General features: G+C 69.0%; 11 protein-coding genes and 2 pseudogenes. 9 read left to right on the forward strand and 4 right to left on the reverse strand.

The window, feature by feature from the left end; genetic code table 11:
• Window positions 1-107 precede the first annotated feature (107 nt).
• The 3 genes from N5I75_RS29780 (at window position 108) to N5I75_RS29790 (ending at window position 3,735) form a co-directional block, all read left to right on the forward strand.
• Window positions 108-1,106: a hypothetical protein gene (locus N5I75_RS29780; RefSeq protein WP_476683115.1), complete on the forward strand. Its 999-nt coding sequence runs from the start codon at window positions 108-110 to the stop codon at window positions 1,104-1,106.
• A 225-nt stretch (window positions 1,107-1,331) separates the two neighbouring features.
• Window positions 1,332-2,831, forward strand: a complete 1,500-nt coding sequence (locus N5I75_RS29785; protein WP_476682493.1) for an MFS transporter — start codon at window positions 1,332-1,334, stop codon at window positions 2,829-2,831.
• A 172-nt stretch (window positions 2,832-3,003) separates the two neighbouring features.
• On the forward strand, window positions 3,004-3,735 hold the full coding sequence (locus N5I75_RS29790; RefSeq protein ID WP_476682495.1) for a dienelactone hydrolase family protein: 732 nt from the start codon (window positions 3,004-3,006) through the stop codon (window positions 3,733-3,735).
• A 75-nt stretch (window positions 3,736-3,810) separates the two neighbouring features.
• Here the strand turns inward: N5I75_RS29790 and N5I75_RS29795 are convergent, their stop codons facing one another.
• Complete coding sequence (locus N5I75_RS29795) at window positions 3,811-5,775, reverse strand: M13 family metallopeptidase (protein ID WP_476682497.1); 1,965 nt, start codon at window positions 5,773-5,775, stop codon at window positions 3,811-3,813.
• Window positions 5,776-5,889: 114 nt separating this feature from the next.
• A complete protein-coding gene (locus N5I75_RS29800; RefSeq protein ID WP_476682499.1) occupies window positions 5,890-8,109 on the reverse strand; it encodes an NADP-dependent isocitrate dehydrogenase in 2,220 nt (739 codons plus the stop codon).
• Window positions 8,110-9,160: 1,051 nt separating this feature from the next.
• On the opposite strand from N5I75_RS29800, the gene N5I75_RS29805 reads away from it, so the two are divergent.
• From N5I75_RS29805 to N5I75_RS29820, 4 genes and pseudogenes are all read left to right on the forward strand, one after another.
• On the forward strand, window positions 9,161-10,861 hold the full coding sequence (locus N5I75_RS29805; protein ID WP_476682501.1) for a bifunctional 3-(3-hydroxy-phenyl)propionate/3-hydroxycinnamic acid hydroxylase: 1,701 nt from the start codon (window positions 9,161-9,163) through the stop codon (window positions 10,859-10,861).
• A 220-nt stretch (window positions 10,862-11,081) separates the two neighbouring features.
• The gene (locus tag N5I75_RS29810) at window positions 11,082-11,621 is read left to right on the forward strand and encodes an EF-hand domain-containing protein (RefSeq protein ID WP_476682502.1); all 540 of its coding nucleotides are present in this window, start codon (window positions 11,082-11,084) and stop codon (window positions 11,619-11,621) included.
• Between the two features lie 126 nt (window positions 11,622-11,747).
• On the forward strand, window positions 11,748-12,800 hold the full coding sequence (locus N5I75_RS29815) for a type III polyketide synthase (protein ID WP_476682504.1): 1,053 nt from the start codon (window positions 11,748-11,750) through the stop codon (window positions 12,798-12,800).
• Between the two features lie 46 nt (window positions 12,801-12,846).
• Window positions 12,847-13,023, forward strand: a pseudogene (locus N5I75_RS29820) (IS630 family transposase); the annotation flags it as partial.
• A 5-nt stretch (window positions 13,024-13,028) separates the two neighbouring features.
• Here the strand turns inward: N5I75_RS29820 and N5I75_RS29825 are convergent.
• Both N5I75_RS29825 and N5I75_RS29830 read right to left on the reverse strand, forming a co-directional pair.
• Window positions 13,029-14,113 (reverse strand): IS630 family transposase gene (locus N5I75_RS29825; RefSeq protein WP_476682506.1). Its coding sequence is split into 2 segments (ribosomal slippage): window positions 13,029-13,667 and window positions 13,670-14,113, totalling 1,083 coding nucleotides; the frame shifts between segments, so codons are not numbered across the junction.
• A 73-nt stretch (window positions 14,114-14,186) separates the two neighbouring features.
• Window positions 14,187-15,005, reverse strand: a pseudogene (locus N5I75_RS29830) (IS5 family transposase).
• Between the two features lie 639 nt (window positions 15,006-15,644).
• Between N5I75_RS29830 and N5I75_RS29835 the strand changes: the two are divergent.
• Entirely contained in the window at window positions 15,645-16,934 is a 1,290-nt protein-coding gene (locus N5I75_RS29835; protein WP_476682508.1) for an AAA family ATPase, read from the forward strand.
• Entirely contained in the window at window positions 16,931-17,800 is an 870-nt protein-coding gene (locus tag N5I75_RS29840; protein WP_476682510.1) for an RloB family protein, read from the forward strand. The genes N5I75_RS29835 and N5I75_RS29840 overlap by 4 nt, the downstream gene beginning before the upstream one ends.
• Window positions 17,801-17,814: the final 14 nt, after the last annotated feature.

The following is a 17,814-nucleotide window of genomic DNA, read 5'->3' on the forward strand; positions in this document are numbered from 1 at the left end:
CCACGTCGGCAGAACTGACCGGGGCGCCCCCGGCGCCCGCCCCCTCCGGCCCGGACGAAGACGGCGCGTCCGAGAACTTCTGGCAGCCCGCCGGCGCGGACGACTCCGTGCCTGAGGTGCCGGAGGCCATTGCTCGGGATGCCCGTGAGTTCGGGGTGTACGCCCGTACCGGCGGGTGGACGTTCGCTCTGAAGGTGGCCAGGAGTGTGCGCCCCGGGGGACAGCCCGCCGGTGAATCGCCGAAGGTCTCCGCCCGGAGGTTCGCCGAGCTGGCGGAGTGCTCCCCCGAGCGTGTCATGCGGTTCTACAAGGCGTGGGACAGGGCCGCCGACGACGGCGTGGTCCCGCAGTTCGAGGCGCTGACCCCGGGCGCCGAGATCGAGTTGCCGGACGCCGATCTGTGGCTGCAGTACTACGTCTCGCGCTCCAGCGCGACCAGTGTGCGCGGCCAGGCCATCACCGAGGCCGCGGAGGCGGAGGGCATCCGGCCCACCAAGGCCCTGGAGGTCGCCGAGAACCCGACGGCGCTGCGGGCCGCGATCCTCGCCGACCCGGGCACCGCGGAAGCGGCCCGCAAGGCGCTGCTCGACCGCCTCGACGAGGACCCGCTGCTCCGCTCGGACCTGGCCCGCGACATCGTCCGCACGGACGACCTGAAGAAGGCCGTCGCGGAGGAATCGAAGACCGGCGACCGGCTCGAGTACGTCCGGAAGATCGCCGAGGAGGGGCAGGTCAAGACCGCCGCGGGCCAGAAGATCGAGGCCCCGCGGGAACTCCGCGAGGAGGCCGAGCGCCACCTTTCCCTCATCGACGAGCTCGACGAGGACGAGGAGGCGGGCGAATGGACCCGCGAGGCGTACGACTCGGTGCGCACGCTGATCGCGGAGACCGTCGAGGCCGACCCCGAACTGCGCGTGCAGGAGCGGCGCGCGAAGTTCTACAGCAGCCTGCAGAAGGCGACGAAGGCGTTCGAGGAGCTGACCTTCGACGACATCCAGGAGATCGACGACATCTACGAGGACGACATGGTCCGCCGCCTGGAGGAGCTGCAGACGGCCATCTCGGCGTGCATCAACGCCTTGCAGACCGCCCAGCAGAAGGGCTGACCCGCCGCCTCCACCCGACCACCCCCCGATGCCCGGCCTCCCCTCAGGGGAGCGCCGGGCATCGGCGTTCCGGTGCGTGTCGCGCAGGTCACGTCCCACTCGCCCAGCGAAACGTTGCCGTTTCGCTTACGAAGTCGTACGCTCGTCGAGGCGGTGAACGAAACCGTTTCGTTTCCTTACCGCATCCTCTCGTCCCTGGACTCTCATCCCCGGAGTGGCCTTCTCATGTCCCAGTCGACAGTGGCCGACACGACCAGCGTGGCGATCCCGCCGGACCCCAAGGTCGCGGCCAGGCGCTGGTGGATCCTCGGCATCATCGGCATCGCGCAGCTCATGGTCGTCCTCGACGCGACGATCGTGAACATCGCGCTCCCCTCCGCACAGCAGGACCTCGGCTTCACCGACGGCAACCGCCAGTGGATCGTCACCGCGTACGCGCTGGCCTTCGCCTCCCTGCTCCTGCTCGGCGGCCGCATAGCCGACCTGTTCGGCCGCAAGCCCGCCTTCCTGATCGGCGTCGCGGGCTTCGCGGGCGCCTCCGTCCTCGGCGGCGCGTCCACCAGCTTCGGCATGCTGGTGACGGCACGCGCCCTGCAAGGCGTCTTCGGCGCCCTGCTCGCCCCGGCCGCCCTGTCCCTGCTCAACACGACCTTCACCGACGCCAAGGAGCGCGCCAAGGCGTTCAGCGTCTACGGCGCGATCGCGGGCGCGGGCGGCGCCGTCGGGCTGCTGCTCGGCGGCGTCCTGACCGACACGCTCGACTGGCGCTGGACGCTGTACGTGAACCTCGTCTTCGCCGTCGCCGCGTTCATCGGCGGCTGGCTGCTCCTGGGCAACCACCGCGACGCCGCCGGCGCCAAGCTCGACCTGCCCGGCACGGTCCTCGTCTCCGCCGGACTCTTCTCCCTGGTCTACGGGTTCTCCAACGCCGAGACGCACGACTGGAACTCCCCGCTGACCTGGGGCTTCCTCGCCTCCGGCGCGGTGCTGCTCGCCGCCTTCGCCTGGTGGCAGACCAAGGCGACCCACCCGCTGCTCCCGATGCGGGTCCTGCTCGACCGGGACCGGGCCGCCTCGTTCATCACGGTCCTGATCACGGGCGCGGGCATGTTCGGCGTCTTCCTCTTCCTCACCTACTACCTGCAGCTCAACCTCGGATTCAGCCCGACCAGGACGGGTGTCGCGTTCCTGCCGATGATGGCCACCCTGATGGTCATGGCGCAGATCTCCACGACGGTCCTGGTGCCGCGCATCGGCCCGAAGGTCGTCATCCCCGCCGGGTTCGCCGTCGCCGCCGTCGGCATGGCGTGGCTGACCGGCATCGGTCTCGACTCCGGGTTCACCACCCACGTACTGCCGCAGCTGCTGCTCATCGGCGCGGGCCTGGGTGCCGTGATGCCGCCCGCGATGGCCCTGGCCACCAGCGGCATCGCCGCCGAGGACGCGGGCGTCGCCTCCGCGACCGTCAACACCATGCAGCAGGTGGGCGGTTCGATCGGCACCGCCCTGCTGAACACGCTCGCGGCGAGCGCCGCCACCAGCTACCTCTCGGGCCGCAACCCGGCGGACAAGCTGACGCGGGCGCAGGCCACGATCGAGAGCTACACGACCCCGTTCTGGTGGTCGGCGGGCTTCTTCGCCGCCGGCGCGGTCATCGCCTTCCTGCTGTACCGGCGCGGGGCCGTGACGCAGGATGCGGAAGCGGCACCGGTCGTCCACATGTGACGGTCCGCGTGTGTCCGCACACGTGTGACCGTCCGCAGGTGACACCACCGTCGCATCCACCCGCAGGGGCCGCCGTTCGCAGGGAGACGGCGGCCCCTGCGCACGTCCCGGGGCGGGCAGTGGCATCGTGGAAGACGATCATCACACTCAGCCCGCACCCAGCCCAGGAGGAATGACCGTGGCGGACACCCCCGACACCCCCCGCTCCACCGGCCGTCCGGCCCACCAGAACGTGACGTTCGACAGCAACGGCACCCCCGCCCACGGCTATCTGGCCCTGCCGCCCACGGGCAGCGGCCCCGGCGTCATCGTCATCCAGGAGTGGTGGGGCCTGACCGACCACATCGCCGACGTGACCAACCGCCTCGCGGGCGAGGGTTTCGTGGCGCTCGCGCCGGACCTCTACGGCGGCAACGTGGCGCACGACTCCGGAGAGGCACTGCGCATGATGCAGGACCTGCCCGTCGAGCGCGGCGTCGAACTGCTCTCCGGCGCCGTCGACCACCTGCTCTCGCTGCCCGAGGTGACCTCCGACTCCGTCGGCGCGGTCGGCTTCTGCATGGGCGGCGGCTTCGTCCTCGACCTTGCGGCGAAGGACCCGCGGGTCGGCGCGGCCGTCCCGTTCTACGGCGTCATCCAGGGCGAGGTCCCGGACTTCTCCCAGCTCAAGGCCCAGATCCTCGGCCACTACGGCGAGCAGGACGAGTCGATCCCCGTCCCCACGCTCGACGGCCTGCGCCGCACCATCAAGGACCAGTCCGGCATCGACGCGGACCTGCGCCTCTACCCGGCGGGCCACGCCTTCTTCAACGACGGCCGCCCGGAGGCGTACGACCCGGAGGCGTCGGCGAAGGCGTGGGCGTCGACGCTGGAGTTCCTCCGATCCAGCCTCTCCGGCGATTGAGGAGCGGGGTCCGGGGCGGAGCCCCGTGACGGCGGGCCCGGGAGGCACCAACCTCCCGGCCCCGCCTCACACCGACTACCAGATCCGCACCCGGTCAGCCGGATCAAGCCACAACCCGTCCCCCACGGCAGTGCCGAACGCCGAGTGGAACTCATCCAGGTTCCGCACGATGTTCGCCCGGAACTCCGGCGGCGAATGCGGATCGATCGTCAGGTACTGCTGCTCCTGCTCCTTGCGCCGCTTGGTGCGCCAGCAGAACGCCCAGTTCAGGAACAGCCGCTGCGACCCCGTCAGCCCGTCCTCGCCGACCGGCACCTCCGCCCCGTCGAGCGAGATGAGATACGCGGTGTGCCCGATGGTGAGGCCGCCGAGGTCGCCGATGTTCTCCCCGACGGTCAGCGAGCCGTTGACGTACTCACCGGGCAGGTTGCGCGGCGAGAACCCGTCGTACTGCTTGATGAGCGCCTTGGACTTGCCCTCGAAGGCGGCCTTGTCGTCGGCGGTCCACCAGTCGTTGAGGTTGCCCTGGCCGTCGTACTGGGCGCCCTGGTCGTCGAAGCCGTGGCCGATCTCGTGGCCGATGACGGCGCCGATGCCGCCGTAGTTCTCGGCCGCGTCCGCGTCCGGCGAGAAGAACGGCTTCTGCAGGATGCCGGCCGGGAAGCAGATCTCGTTGGTGCCCGGGTTGTAGTAGGCGTTGACGGTCTGCGGCAGCATGAACCACTCGTCGCGGTCGACCGGCGCGCCGATCTTCGCCATCTGCCGGTCGTGCTCGAAGGCGTCGGCGGCGTGCGCGTTGGCCACCAGGTCGTCGGCGACGACGGTGAGCGCCGAGTAGTCGCGGAACCGGTCCGGGTAGCCGATCTTCGGGCGGAACGTGGCGAGCTTCTCGTACGCCCGCTCCTTCGTCTCGTCCGTCATCCAGTCCAGGGCGGCGATGGACTGCCGGTACGCCGCGAGGAGGTTGGCGACCAGGTCGTCCATGAGCGCCTTGGAGTGCGGCGGGAAGTGCCGGGCCACGTACTCCTTGCCGACGGCCTCGCCCATGGCGCCCTCGACGAAGCCGACGGCGCGCTTCCAGCGGGCGCGCAGTTCGGGGGTGCCGTTGAGGGTGCGCCCGTAGAATTCGAAGTTGTTGCGGACGAACGCGGAGGACAGGTACGGGGCCGCGTTGCGCACCACGCGCACCGTCAGCCAGTCGCGCCACTGCTCGATGGGCGTCTCGGCGAGGACGGTGGAGAGGTGGGCGAGGTAGGAGGGCTGGCGGACGCAGGACTGGGCGAGCGTGTCGTCGTTGCCGCCGAGCCCGGTGACGTAGCCGCGCCAGTCGAACTCCGGGGCGAGCGCGGTGAGTTCGTCGAAGGTCGTGAGGTTGTACGTCTTCTGCACGTCGCGCGTCTCGGCGCGCTCCCAGTGGCCTGCGGCGAGCCGGGTCTCCAGGGCGAGGACGGTGCGCGCGGCGGCGGCCGGGTCGGCGTGCTCGGCGAGCGTGAGCAGCTCGGTGAGGTAGCCCTCGTACTTCTCGCGGGTCTCGGCGAACTTCTCGTCGCGGTAGTACGACTCGTCGGGCAGGCCGAGGCCGCCCTGGAGGATGTTGTAGAGGTAGCGGTCGGAGTCGCGGTCGTCGGTGTCGATGTAGGCGCCGAAGAGGCCGGAGCCGCCGATGCGCTCGAAGCGGCCGATGAAGGCGGCGAGCTGGCGTACGTCACCCAGTCCGGCCACCTCCGCGAGCAGCGGGCGCACCGGGTCGAGGCCGCGGGCCTCGGCGGCGTCCTCGTCCATGAACGACGCGTAGAGGTCGGCGATCTTGCGGGCCTCATCCGGTGCGAGGCCGGTCTCGCCGCCCGCCGCGGTCTCCTGAATGATCTCCTTGACCTGCTGCTCGGCGACGTCGACGAGCTGCACGAAGGGGCCCCAGCTGGAGCGGTCGTCGGGGATCGGCTCCGTCGCGAGCCAGCGGCCGTTCACGTGGCCGAAGAGGTCGTCCTGCGGTCGGATCTCCGGGTCCATGCCCGGACGTGCGTCATCCAGAGTGCTCATCGCCGCAGCCTACCCAGGTCAGCGGCGTCATACAGCAGCGGATAAGCCGCACTGCCCCACAGGCGCGGAGCCTGCGGGGCAGTGCGGGTCAAACCCGTATCAAAGAACGGGTGCTCAGGCGAGGGTCGCCAGCGCCTCGTTCAGCGTCTGCGAGGGACGCATCACGGACGCGGCCTTCGCCGGGTCGGGCTGGAAGTAGCCGCCGATGTCGGCCGGGCTGCCCTGAACGGCGAGCAGCTCGTCGACGATCTTCTGCTCGTTCGCTGAGAGCTTCTCGGCGAGCGCGGCGAAGGCCTTGGCCAGCTCCGCGTCGTCGGTCTGCTGCGCCAGCTCCTGGGCCCAGTACAGGGCCAGGTAGAAGTGGCTGCCGCGGTTGTCGATGCCGCCGACGCGGCGGGTCGGCGACTTGTCCTCGTTGAGGAAGGTGCCGGTGGCGCGGTCAAGGGTCTCGCCGAGGACCTTGGCGTGCTTGTTGCCGGTGGTGGTGGCGAGGTGCTCGAAGGAGACGGCCAGGGCGAGGAACTCACCGAGGGAGTCCCAGCGCAGGTAGTTCTCCTTGACCAGCTGCTGGACGTGCTTCGGGGCGGAGCCGCCGGCGCCCGTCTCGAAGAGGCCGCCGCCGTTCATCAGCGGGACGACGGAGAGCATCTTGGCGCTGGTGCCCAGCTCCAGGATGGGGAAGAGGTCGGTCAGGTAGTCGCGGAGCACGTTGCCGGTGACCGAGATGGTGTTGAGGCCCTGGCGGATGCGCTCGACGGAGAGCTTGGTGGCGTCCTCGGGCGAGAGGATGCGGATGTCCAGGCCCTCGGTGTCGAACTCCGGGAGGTACTGCTCGACCTTCTTGATCAGCTGGGCGTCGTGGGCGCGGCCCTCGTCCAGCCAGAAGACGGCCGGGTCGCCGGTGGCGCGGGCGCGCGTGACGGCGAGCTTGACCCAGTCCTTGATCGGGGCGTCCTTGGTCTGGCAGGCGCGGAAGATGTCGCCCTCGGAGACAGTCTGCTCCAGGACGACGTCGCCGGCCTTGTTGACCAGGCGGACGGTGCCGGTCGTCGGGATCTCGAAGGTCTTGTCGTGCGAGCCGTACTCCTCGGCCTTCTGCGCCATGAGGCCGACGTTCGGCACGGAGCCCATGGTCGAGGGGTCGAAGGCGCCGTTGGCGCGGCAGTCGTCGATGACGACCTGGTAGACGCCCGCGTAGGAGGAGTCCGGGATGACGGCGAGGGTGTCGGCCTCGGCGCCGTTCGCGTCCCACATGTGGCCCGAGGTGCGGATCATCGCCGGCATGGAGGCGTCGATGATGACGTCGGAGGGGACGTGCAGGTTGGTGATGCCGCGGTCGGAGTCGACCATGGCCAGGTCCGGGCCCGCGGCCAGCTCGGCCTCGAAGGACGCCTTGATGTCGGCGCCGTTCGACAGGGACTCCAGGCCCTTGTAGATGCCGCCGAGACCGTCGTTCGGGGAGAGACCGGCGGCGGCCAGGTCGGCGCCGAAGCGGGCGAACGTCTCCGGGAAGAAGGCGCGGACGACGTGACCGAAGATGATCGGGTCGGAGACCTTCATCATGGTGGCCTTCAGGTGCGCGGAGAAGAGGACGCCCTCTTCCTTGGCGCGGGCGACCTGGGCGGTGAGGAACTCGCGCAGGGCGGCGACGCGCAGCACGGAGGCGTCGACGACCTCACCGGCGAGGACGGGTACGGACTCGCGCAGGACGGTGGTGGTGCCGTTGTCGGCGACCAGCTCGATGCGCAGGGCGTCGTCGGCGGCGATGACGGTGGACTTCTCGGTCGAGCGGAAGTCGTTGACGCCCATGGTGGCGACGTTCGTCTTGGAGTCGGCGGACCAGGCGCCCATGCGGTGCGGGTGGGCCTTGGCGTAGTTCTTGACCGAGGCGGGGGCGCGGCGGTCGGAGTTGCCCTCACGCAGGACGGGGTTCACGGCGGAACCCTTGACCTTGTCGTAGCGGGCGCGGATCTCGCGCTCCTCGTCCGTCTTCGGCTCGTCGGGGTACGCGGGCAGCGCGTAGCCCTGCTCCTGCAGCTCGGCGACGGCGGCCTTGAGCTGCGGGATGGACGCCGAGATGTTCGGCAGCTTGATGATGTTGGCCTGCGGCGTCTTCGCCAGCTCGCCCAGCTCGGCGAGGGCGTCGGGGATGCGCTGGCCCTCCTCCAGGTACTCCGGGAACACGGCGAGGATACGGCCGGCCAGGGAGATGTCACGGGTCTCGACGCGCACACCGGCGGTGGACGCGTAGGCCTCGATGACCGGCAGGAAGGAATACGTCGCGAGGGCCGGGGCCTCGTCAGTGTGCGTGTAAATAATGGTCGAGTCAGTCACCGGGGGCTCCGCTCCACGTCTTCCATCGTCGGTCTGCTGTCGTGCGCATATTGCTCGACATCAAGATATCTCGTGCCGGGCCCATCTTCGAAGGGGCCCCGCCCCCGCCTTGCCGGTGGGGGCCGCACGCACACCCGCGGGCCGAACTATGGGTGTCCACCACATGTGCGCTCGATCGGCGCGTTCCTACGGTGTGGCGACACGAACCCGTCCCCGTCCCCGTGACCCGCCCGGAAGTGGTGACCCATGGCCGCCTCTGCATCCGCTCCGCCGACGCCCGCCAGCCTCAAGCGCATCGTCGCGGCGAGCCTCATCGGCACCACCATCGAGTGGTACGACCACTCACACGACCGAGCGTGTCTCCCCTTTTGGTGCAGCCGATCATCTCGCCCGTTCCAGCGGGTTGGCCGATTGGGCCTTCTTCCAGTTCCGGGGAGAGTCCGCACGCCGTCTCTTCGAGCACCCGTGCATGCCTGCTCTCCGAATCGACGTGGGCGCGGGCGAAAAGCTGGAACAGGTCGCCGAGGTTCTCGGGGATTTCGGGGGCGCCGCCGATTCGCGCGTCGTACAGACCATTGAGCAGGCAGGTGCACGCCGCCGGTCCCGGCGGCGGCCACACAGGCCGGGCGGCCGGACGTCCGTTGAATCCGCGTATCCACACAGGCCAGGGCGGCATCCTCCTCGCGCCGTAGTGCACGAACCGCAGCTGCGGGTGGGTGCGCAGCGCCTCGAAGAAGGCGCGGCCGGGCGGCCGTGCTGCTAGACGGCGCGAAGATCTTCACCGCCGTGGCCCGCCGACGCGACGCATGTGCACCTGCCGCCGCGCATCACCACTGCACGGGCGACCGCGAAGGCTGCCCCGTCCACGGCGCTCCCACCGGTCAGATGAGGTCGAGGGCAAGGGCAAGATCGCTGCGTGGTCCTCGGGACGGGACCTGTGCCTGGTGATCGTCCTAGAGTCCCAGCGGTGACACTGCGGCCGAATTTCACCATGGCCGAAGGCGCGGCCCGTCACTAGCGTGTGCGACCCGGACACCTCCGGGGGGCCTTCATGAGCGAGGCGCAAGCGCGGCTGACGCATCCTCAGCCAGTCATCGTGGTGGGCGCGGGTCCGGTCGGTGCGACCGTCGCCCTGCTGCTGGCGGACTTCGCGATCCCCGTCACACTGCTCGAACGCCACCGCCGGTCGAGCCCGTTGCCGCGTGCGGTCCACCTCGACGACGAGGTGGTCCGGACACTGTGTCGGGCTGGTGTCGGCGACGCTTTCCTGGCGCGGTCACGGGCGGGCAGCGGGCTGCGCCTGCTTGACGCCCGGCATCGGGTGATGGCCGAGTTCCGCCGCGCCCTGCGGCCCGGCGTGAACGGTTTCCCGCAGGCCAACATGTTCCATCAGCCCGACCTCGACGAACTTCTCCTCCGCCGGGTCCGCAAGCACCCACTGATCAGCTTTTTCCCCGGCACCGAGGTCCACGGCCTCGGTGCCGGGCCGTGGACCTCTTCCCGGGTTCAGGTGCGCGCGGATCTGCTGCCGGACGAGCGGACGCGCACCTTCACGGGGTCCGTGGTCCTCGGCTGTGACGGTGCGGACAGCACCATCCGGAGACTGGCCGGGATCCCCATGGAGGACATGCGGTTCACCGAACGCTGGCTGGTCGTGGACGTCCGGGCCCCCGCGGGCCTCGACAACTGGGGCGGCGCCGAACAGGTCTGTGACCCTTCGCGGGCGGTGACGTTCATGCACGTCACAGGCGAGCTCTACCGCTGGGAGTTCCAGCTGCACGACGACGAGGCCGAAGCCGACCTGACCAACCCGCGCGCCCTCGGCGTGCTGCTGCGGCCATGGACCGGGCGGGACGACCTGGCGGGGCTGGAGATCATCCGCAGTACCGATTACACCTTCCGCGCCGCCGTGGCCGCCCGGTTCCGGGCCGGGCGGGTCTTCCTTCTGGGCGACGCGGCCCACCTCGCCCCGCCGTTCAGCGGCCAGGGCCTGGGCCTGGGCCTCCGCGACGCCGACAACCTCGCCTGGAAGATCGCGCATCTGTTGACCGGGCGGGCCGGGGAGGAACTGCTCGCCACCTACGACGTCGAGCGCCGCCCCCATGCCAAGTCCCTGGTGCGCAAGTCCGTCCTGGTCGGCTGGGCGATCACCGGCGGTCAGGACCGGGCTGCCGCCGTCCGCCGCCTGGCCCTGACCGCCGCCGTCCGCAGCACACGGCTGCGTGCCGCCATCGGCGCCACCACCACGCCGCGGCTGAAGACCGGGGCCCTGCAACCGGTTCCCCGTCGGCTTCTGCCGTATCGCGGGCCCGCGATACGCGTCGGCAGCCTGATTCCGAACCCGCTGGTGGCGGTCGGCAATGTACTGACACGGCTGGATACGGTACTGGCCGGACGCACCGCCCTGTTGACCGCGCGTCGGCCGGAAACCGCTCTGGCCGTCCTGTGCCGCCGCCACTGCCTGCTCCTGATCCGGCTCCGGACAGGCAGCGCGCCGGGGCTGAACGCAAGCGGGCGACCTGCAACACCGCTGGTCGGCACATGGATCGAGGTACGTGTCGCCGATACCGGACCACCCGTCGCCGCACTGCGGGTTCTTGTCGCAGACCCGGCGCTGTCCCTGGTCGTCCGGCCCGACCGGGTGATCGCCGCGTGGGCCGTCGGCCCGGACCTGCCCCGCCTGCCCTGGCGTCCGCCGGAGGACAGCACTGTAGAGGAGCATGAGGAGCGGAGGGAAGTCTGGGCCGAATAGGAATGGTCATTTCGCATTCGGTCGGCCCACCCGGAATAATCTCTTCGCGGATCGCAGCGTTCAACGGATTCAGATTCGGTCTCAATTATCCTCTTGCCATCCCAGGGGGCGTGTGTAATCGTCATCGGCGACGTGATGGACCGGCGGCCCTCCGGGGAACAGGAACAGGATCACGGGGGCAGCCCAAAGACCGGTAAGTCCCGCCCCGTGAGGAGGCAGCATGCCGCTTTCGGAATTCGCAGAGCAGAAGGCGATCCGCATCTTCCAGGTATTCGACACGGATGGCGACGGAATCGCCGGGCGGGACGAGATCGACCTCGCCGGCCGCCGCGCCGCCGACGAATTCGGCCAGCCGCCCGGATCACCGGCGGTGAAGGCGCTGACGCAGGCCAACGCGGACCTGTGGGAGCTCCTCGCCGAGGCCGACACCGACAATGACGGCCGTATCACCCTGGCCGAGTACAAGGCCATGGTCCCGAGCCTGGCAGCGAACCCGGCCTTCAAGACAGCACTCAACGCGCTCTACGACGCGATCGTGCAGATCGCCGACACCGACGGCGACGGAAAGCTCACCCTTGAGGAGTACACCCGCCTGTTCACGGTCCGCGCGGGGGTCTCGCGGAGCGACGCCGCCGACGCGTTCCGCCGCCTGGACGCCAACGGCGACGGCTTCGTCACCGGCGAGGAGATCAAGGCAGTCATCCGCGAATTCCACCTGAATGACGACCCCGGCTCGGCCGGGAGCTGGCTCCTCGGCTGACGCCCTTGCACAGGCGCTCCCGCGACCCGGTACCGCACGGGCATCCCGTTCCCTTCCAGCAATTCGGGTCGCGGGACACACCTGGATCTCCAGAAACGAACACATCTCCAATAGGGCGGCAGGCGCATGCTTTCTCGTCCTGTGATAACCGGCAGCGCGCACGCCGTGCCGGGTGACGGAATCAGCCAGCAGGACCTCTGGAGCAACTTCTACGAGAAGCATTTCGAGAACGCTCCCGACGCCGGACGAATATTCGCCCATTCCGCCATCAGCAAGCGCCACCTGCTGATCGATCCCCGCATCGAAAGCGACATCCCGGCCTGGGGGACCGAACGGCGGATGGAGCGCTACATCGCTGATGCGGTGCCGCTCGGGAAAGAGGCGGTGGCCGGGGCGCTGGAGTCGGCGGGTCTCGGACCGCGGAACGTGGGGCTGCTCGCCGTCGCCTCCTGCACCGGGTACGCCACCCCGGGCCTCGACCTGAAGATCGCCGAACAGCTCGGCATGAACGACACGGTGGAACGGCTGCTGATCGGTCATATGGGCTGCTACGCGGCCCTGCCCGGACTGGGCGCGGTGTCGGACTTCACCGCGGCTCGTGGCCGTCCGGCCGTACTGCTGTGCCTGGAACTGTGCTCGCTGCACGTCCAGCCCGCCACCACGGATCTGCGGCAGGTGGTGGCGCACGCCCTGTTCGCCGACGCCGCCGCCGCGCTGGTCGTCGAGCCGGGCCCCGCGGCCGGATACGCGGTCATGGACATGGCCGCTGCCGCCGATCACAGCACCGCCGACCAGATGACGTGGGACATCACCGACCACGGGTTCAAGCTGAGCCTGTCCTCCAAGGTGCCCGCGTCCCTGGCCGAGCGCGTCGGCTCGGTGATCAGCGAGCAGTTGCTTGCCCCGCACGGCCTGCGGACCGAGGACATCACCGGCTGGGCGGTGCACCCGGGAGGCCGGGCCATCGTGGATGTGGTGGCGGAGCACCTGTCTCTGCCCACAGTGGCGCTCCAGTCGTCGTACGACGTGCTCGACACGTACGGCAACTGCTCGTCCGCCACAGTCCTCCTGGTCCTCGAGCGCCTTCGCGGTCTTCAGCAGCGGCGCGGCCCGGTCATCGCCATGGCCTTCGGCCCCGGCCTCACGCTCTACGCGAGTCTTCTGCACCACCAGTGGTGATCGATCTCCAGGGCCGGGGCCTCCATGCCGACCGCGCCCTTGCCCGCAGAGCCGAGTGGGTTTCTCGATGACGCCGCCCCGCGCCCGCATTTGGGGCCGCCGGGGCCACACACCGGTCATCCGGGTCCGCGGCCGCTCCTGGCGACGCCTGTCGATCGCCGCGATGTGCTGCTACAAGCCCGGCGAACCAGCCCGGCTGATCTGGCGGCCGAAGCACTACAGACGGCACTACTCAGGCTGTGGGCGTGATGTCGTGAGGGTGAGTCCGGTTGCGGCGAGGCAGCCGTCGATGAGGTCGGGGCGGTACTGAATCTCACGGAGGCTGCGCCGCAGGGTCCGGATCAGGTGGTCCGGGTTAGTGAACGCGGTGTTGCACTGCGCCGAGCGCCGGACCAGTAACCAGATGCTTTCCACAGGATTCAGGTCGGGCGCATACGAGGGCAGCTGGAAGGAGGTAATCCAGTCCTGGGCGTCGATAAAGGCCCGCAGGCGGGCGTCCCGATGCACGTTGAGGTTGTCCCAGACGAGTACCAGTGGGGCGCCGAGCTGCTGGTGGGTGGCGGCCAACAGGTCGCGGTAATCGGTCCAGGTGAAGCTGCGCCGGCCACCACGCTTGTGATCGACATGTTGTTTGGGGCGGAAGATCAGACGAGTCCGTTCACCGGTCTTGTAGCAGGCCAGGGCGGCGATAGAGAAGCGGCGCTGGGAGCGGCCCCGCACCCGGACCACGGGCGTGTGCCCCCGCCTGGACCAAGTGCGCGAGGTAGGCGGCGTCATCGAGAACCCCGCCTCGTCTTCAAAGACGATGAAGGCACCGAGCGCCGCCGCGGTGCTTCCACCTGCGGCCACGTGTCCTTCACCCAGCCGGTCACCTTCTCCTCGTCACGCTCCAGGGCCCGCTTCACCGGGACCTGGTGGCTCCAGCCGTGGCGCCGCAGCATCTGCGCGATGGTCGACAGGGTGATGGTCTTGTGGAACCGGCGCCCGATCAGCACCTTGATCCGCTCCAGGGTCCAGGTCTGGTCCGGCCAGCCGTGCGCGACCGGTCCCTTGGCGAGTTCGTCCTCCAGCGCCGCGAACAGCTTCTCGCTGAGCTTGGACCGGGCCGCTGAGCCCTTCGACCGCAGGACGTCGTCCCCACCGTCCTGCCAGGCACTGCGCCAGCGTTGCACCGAACGCGCACTGACCCGAAGGCGCTTCGCCACCACCGAGTTGTCGTCACCCGCGGCGAACATGTCGGCCGCTTGCAGGCGAATCCCCTCGCGAAAAGACCGCCGTTCGGCCGTCAGGCCGCCGCCTTGCGGATACCTCATGGTTCCGGCGTACCGCGACCGACACCACCTGTCAGCCCCTCCGACATCACGCCCACAAAGTCAGTAACAACCCCTAACAAAGCCGTTGCACGTGACGGTGGGTGATCACGCAGACGGCGAGACCGAGGAACGCTTCATGGATGTCGTCGCGTCTCTCCCAGCGGATGCGCAGGCGTCGGAAGCCGTGGAGCCAGGCGATGGTGCGCTCAACGACGTAGCGGAAGACGCCCAGGCCGGTGCCGTGCGGCTCGCCCCGTCTTGCGATCACGGGCCGGATGCCGCGCTGCCAGAGTTGGCGCCGGTAGATGTCATGGTCATAGCCGCGGTCGGCCAGCAGCGCTTTTGGGCGCCGACGCGGTCTGCCGACCCGGCCCGCAACCGGCGGCATCTTGTCGAGCAGGGGCAGCAGCTGGGTGACGTCGCCTGCGGTTGCCGCCGGTCAGTGACACCGCGAGCGGGATGCCCTGGCCATCGACGACGAGGTGGTGCTTGCTGCCCGGCCGGGCGCGGTCGACCGGGCTGGGCCCGCTTTTGGGCCCCGGCGGGCAGCCCGCACATGCGAGGAATCGATCACCGCCCGCTCCCAGTCCAGCTGGTTCTTCGAGCGCAGCTTGTTCAGCAGCAGCACGTGCAGCTGGTTCCATACGCCGGCCTCGTTCCAGGCCGCCAGGCGCCGCCAGCACGTTATGCCCGAGCCGAAGCCCAGCTCCTGGGGCAGGTACTCCCACTGGATGCCGGTGTGCAGGACGAACAGGATGCCGCACAACGCCTGCCGGTCCGGCACCCGCGGTCTGCCCTCGACCAGCTTCGGACCCGGCACGGGCAACAACGGCTCGATCAACGCCCACAGTTCATCGGAGACGATCCATGGCCGCGACTCACGCTTTCCCATACCCAGACCTACGGACAGAACCGCCGACAGACTCATGATCAACAGCTTTTGTTAGAGCCAGTTACAGCGACCTACGCGTGCTCGATGCGCTTGCCCAGCTCCCGGTACTCCCCACGCTTGGCGTAGACCATTCTCCGGGATGTACCGCATCACGCAGTCCAGCCTGGACGTGGCATCGCTTCGGCCAGTTCCTTGTGCGGACGCCCCCAGCATCGGCAGGGACTACCGCCGTCAGCCAGCGCCCGTCGTCGGGGCGGATCACCCCTGCACCGGCGGAAAGCACACCGTGAGCGATAAGGACGGGCCGTCCCCGGACGTGGTCCCCGCCGACGCGGGGTGATCCGTAACGGGGTCTGTAAGCGTCTCTGAGGAACGAGTGGCCCCCCCAAACGGGGGATGATCTCCGACCGATCTTTCACCGCCGAGTTGGGCGTTGCACCAAAGGTCTGAAGAGGGCGCCGGCGTGCGCATCACCGCATCCGCGACGAACCGGCGCGCAGCGGCCATCAGCCGATCATTGAGCCATCGCTGGCACTATCCGCAGGCTACGGCGTACTCTGTTTACGGGTTTCATGCGGGTAGTCCGCGCTAGAGCGTGAAGGACGGCGCTTAGGGACCCGCCTCATAGGGAGGTTCCACGTGCTGCTCAGCTTCCGAGTGGCCAATCACCGGTCGATCCGGGACGAACAAGAGCTGTCATTGGTGGCCAGTGAGTTCAACGACGGGTCCGGCCGCGACGCCCATGTACGCGTCGCGGGCAAGGCCGTCTCGGTGCTCCCGGCCATCGGCATCTTCGGTGCCAATGCCTCCGGTAAATCCAATGCCCTGGCAGCGCTCCGCTTCATGCGCAATGCCGTGCTGGAATCCTTCGCCGACTGGGGCAAGCACCCCGAGACCGTACCCCGTGAACCGTTCACACTGGACCCCGCAGCACGCGAGGAGACCAGCTTCTTCGAGGTCGACCTGTTACTCGGTCGGCCTGACCAGAAGACTCGCTACACCTATGGCTTCGAGCTCTCCGACGAGCGCGTCGAGGCCGAATGGCTGCATGCCTACCCCAACGGATCGCATCGTCAGGTCTGGTTCGACCGGGAAGCCGACCGGCCGGAGGACGAAGGGGGAGAGTTCCGGTTCCCTGGTTCCGGGCTGGGTGGACGTAAGGACGAGATCAAGGCTCTGACCAGGCCAAACGCCCTGTTTCTCACCGTAGGTGCGACCTTGAATCACACCAAGCTGGCCGCTGTGCACCGCTGGTTCCTCAACAACCTTTGGCTGGTGACCTCTCAGCACGACGTCCGGAACCGTACTGAATGGACCAGGGAACGTCTCACCGTCGAGAACGCCGGTGCCGAATTCCGCGAGCGGTTGATCCAGTTGCTCGCCGGTGCGGACCTCGGCATCACCGGACTGACCACCGATCCCGACACTGGCGAGGTGCAACTGCTGCACCGCACGCCCGAGAGCGAGGACCGGCCCCTGGACTTCTGGCGGGAGGAGTCACTGGGCACGCAGGCGTGGTTCGCCTTCCTAGGCCCCCTGCTGCATGCCTTGGACCGCGGCGGCATCCTGCTCGCCGACGAGCTCGACTCCAGCCTGCACCCCCGCCTTGCGGCCGAAGTGATCCGCCTCTTCCAGGACCCGGACGCCAATCCGCGGACCGCCCAGCTGATCTTCACCACCCACGACGCCACTCTATTGGGCCCCTCCATCGCGGAGCGCCCGCTCGATCGGGACCAGGTCTGGATCACGGCCAAGCAGAGCACTGGACAGAGCACCCTGTATCCGCTGGTCGCCGCCAAGGTCCGTAAGGACGACAACCTCGAACGGCGCTATCTGCACGGTCACTACGGCGGTGTCCCCCGAGTCGGCGCAGGTGAGTTGGCTAGAAAACTGGCACCACCGGAAGGGGAGGAGAGGGCCACCGCGTGAGCAAGCAGCAGCAACGCGGCACCAGGCGTGCACGCCGTCGCGACGCGGACGCCCCCTCGCCTGCACTCCGCAGATCCGTCGGGTCGTACGGCGACAAGTCGCAACGCGTCATCTACGTCGCCACCGAGGGCAGCAAGACGGAGTCCGCCTATCTCGACCTGCTCAACAAGACCTTCGGCGAAGGCGACGCGGAGAGAGGCATACCGCCGTTCTCCCTGGAGTATTGTCACCCGAGCCACCCCAATGGGCTGCGCCCCTCCAAGGTCGTGGAACAGGTACTGGCCAAGGCCGGACCCGGCGAAGAGATGTGGGCCCTCTTCGACCGGGATGCGGCGGACAGTCGTGACGCCGACATCCGCGATGCTTTCAAGCTCGCGCGCGAGAACGGGGTTCAGGTAGCGTTGTCCGACCCGTCCTTCGAGCTGTGGCTGCTGCTCCACTTCCAGCCATGGAGCAGTCGAGAAGGCGGCCGCGACGCCAGGGTCAAGGACCAGCTGCGCCGGCACCCCGACGCCCAGGGCTTCGGGAACTACGACAAGGCATCCGGCAAGCGGGGCAAAGGACTCGACGGCACGCGGGGGCAATCCTTGATGGCAGCATCACGACCGGCAGCCGCTGTCCGCCACGCGCGCAAGCTGGTCGACTCCTGCCCGCACCCGCACGGCGGCTGCTCGGCCAAGCAGGCCGACCGAGCCAGAGAGCTGGAACAGGCGGACAGGGGACAGAAGGCGGCCGCGCTGAGTGCGGCGGAGTACGCGCAGATGTCCGGCCACGCCGACACCTGTGACCCGCTCAAGCGAGACCCGTCGTCCGACATCTGGCGGTTGTTGGCAGCACTCGGGGTCGGCAACAGGACCAAGCAGTGACGGACCGGAGGAAG

Source organism: Streptomyces sp. R818 (genome assembly GCF_056172735.1).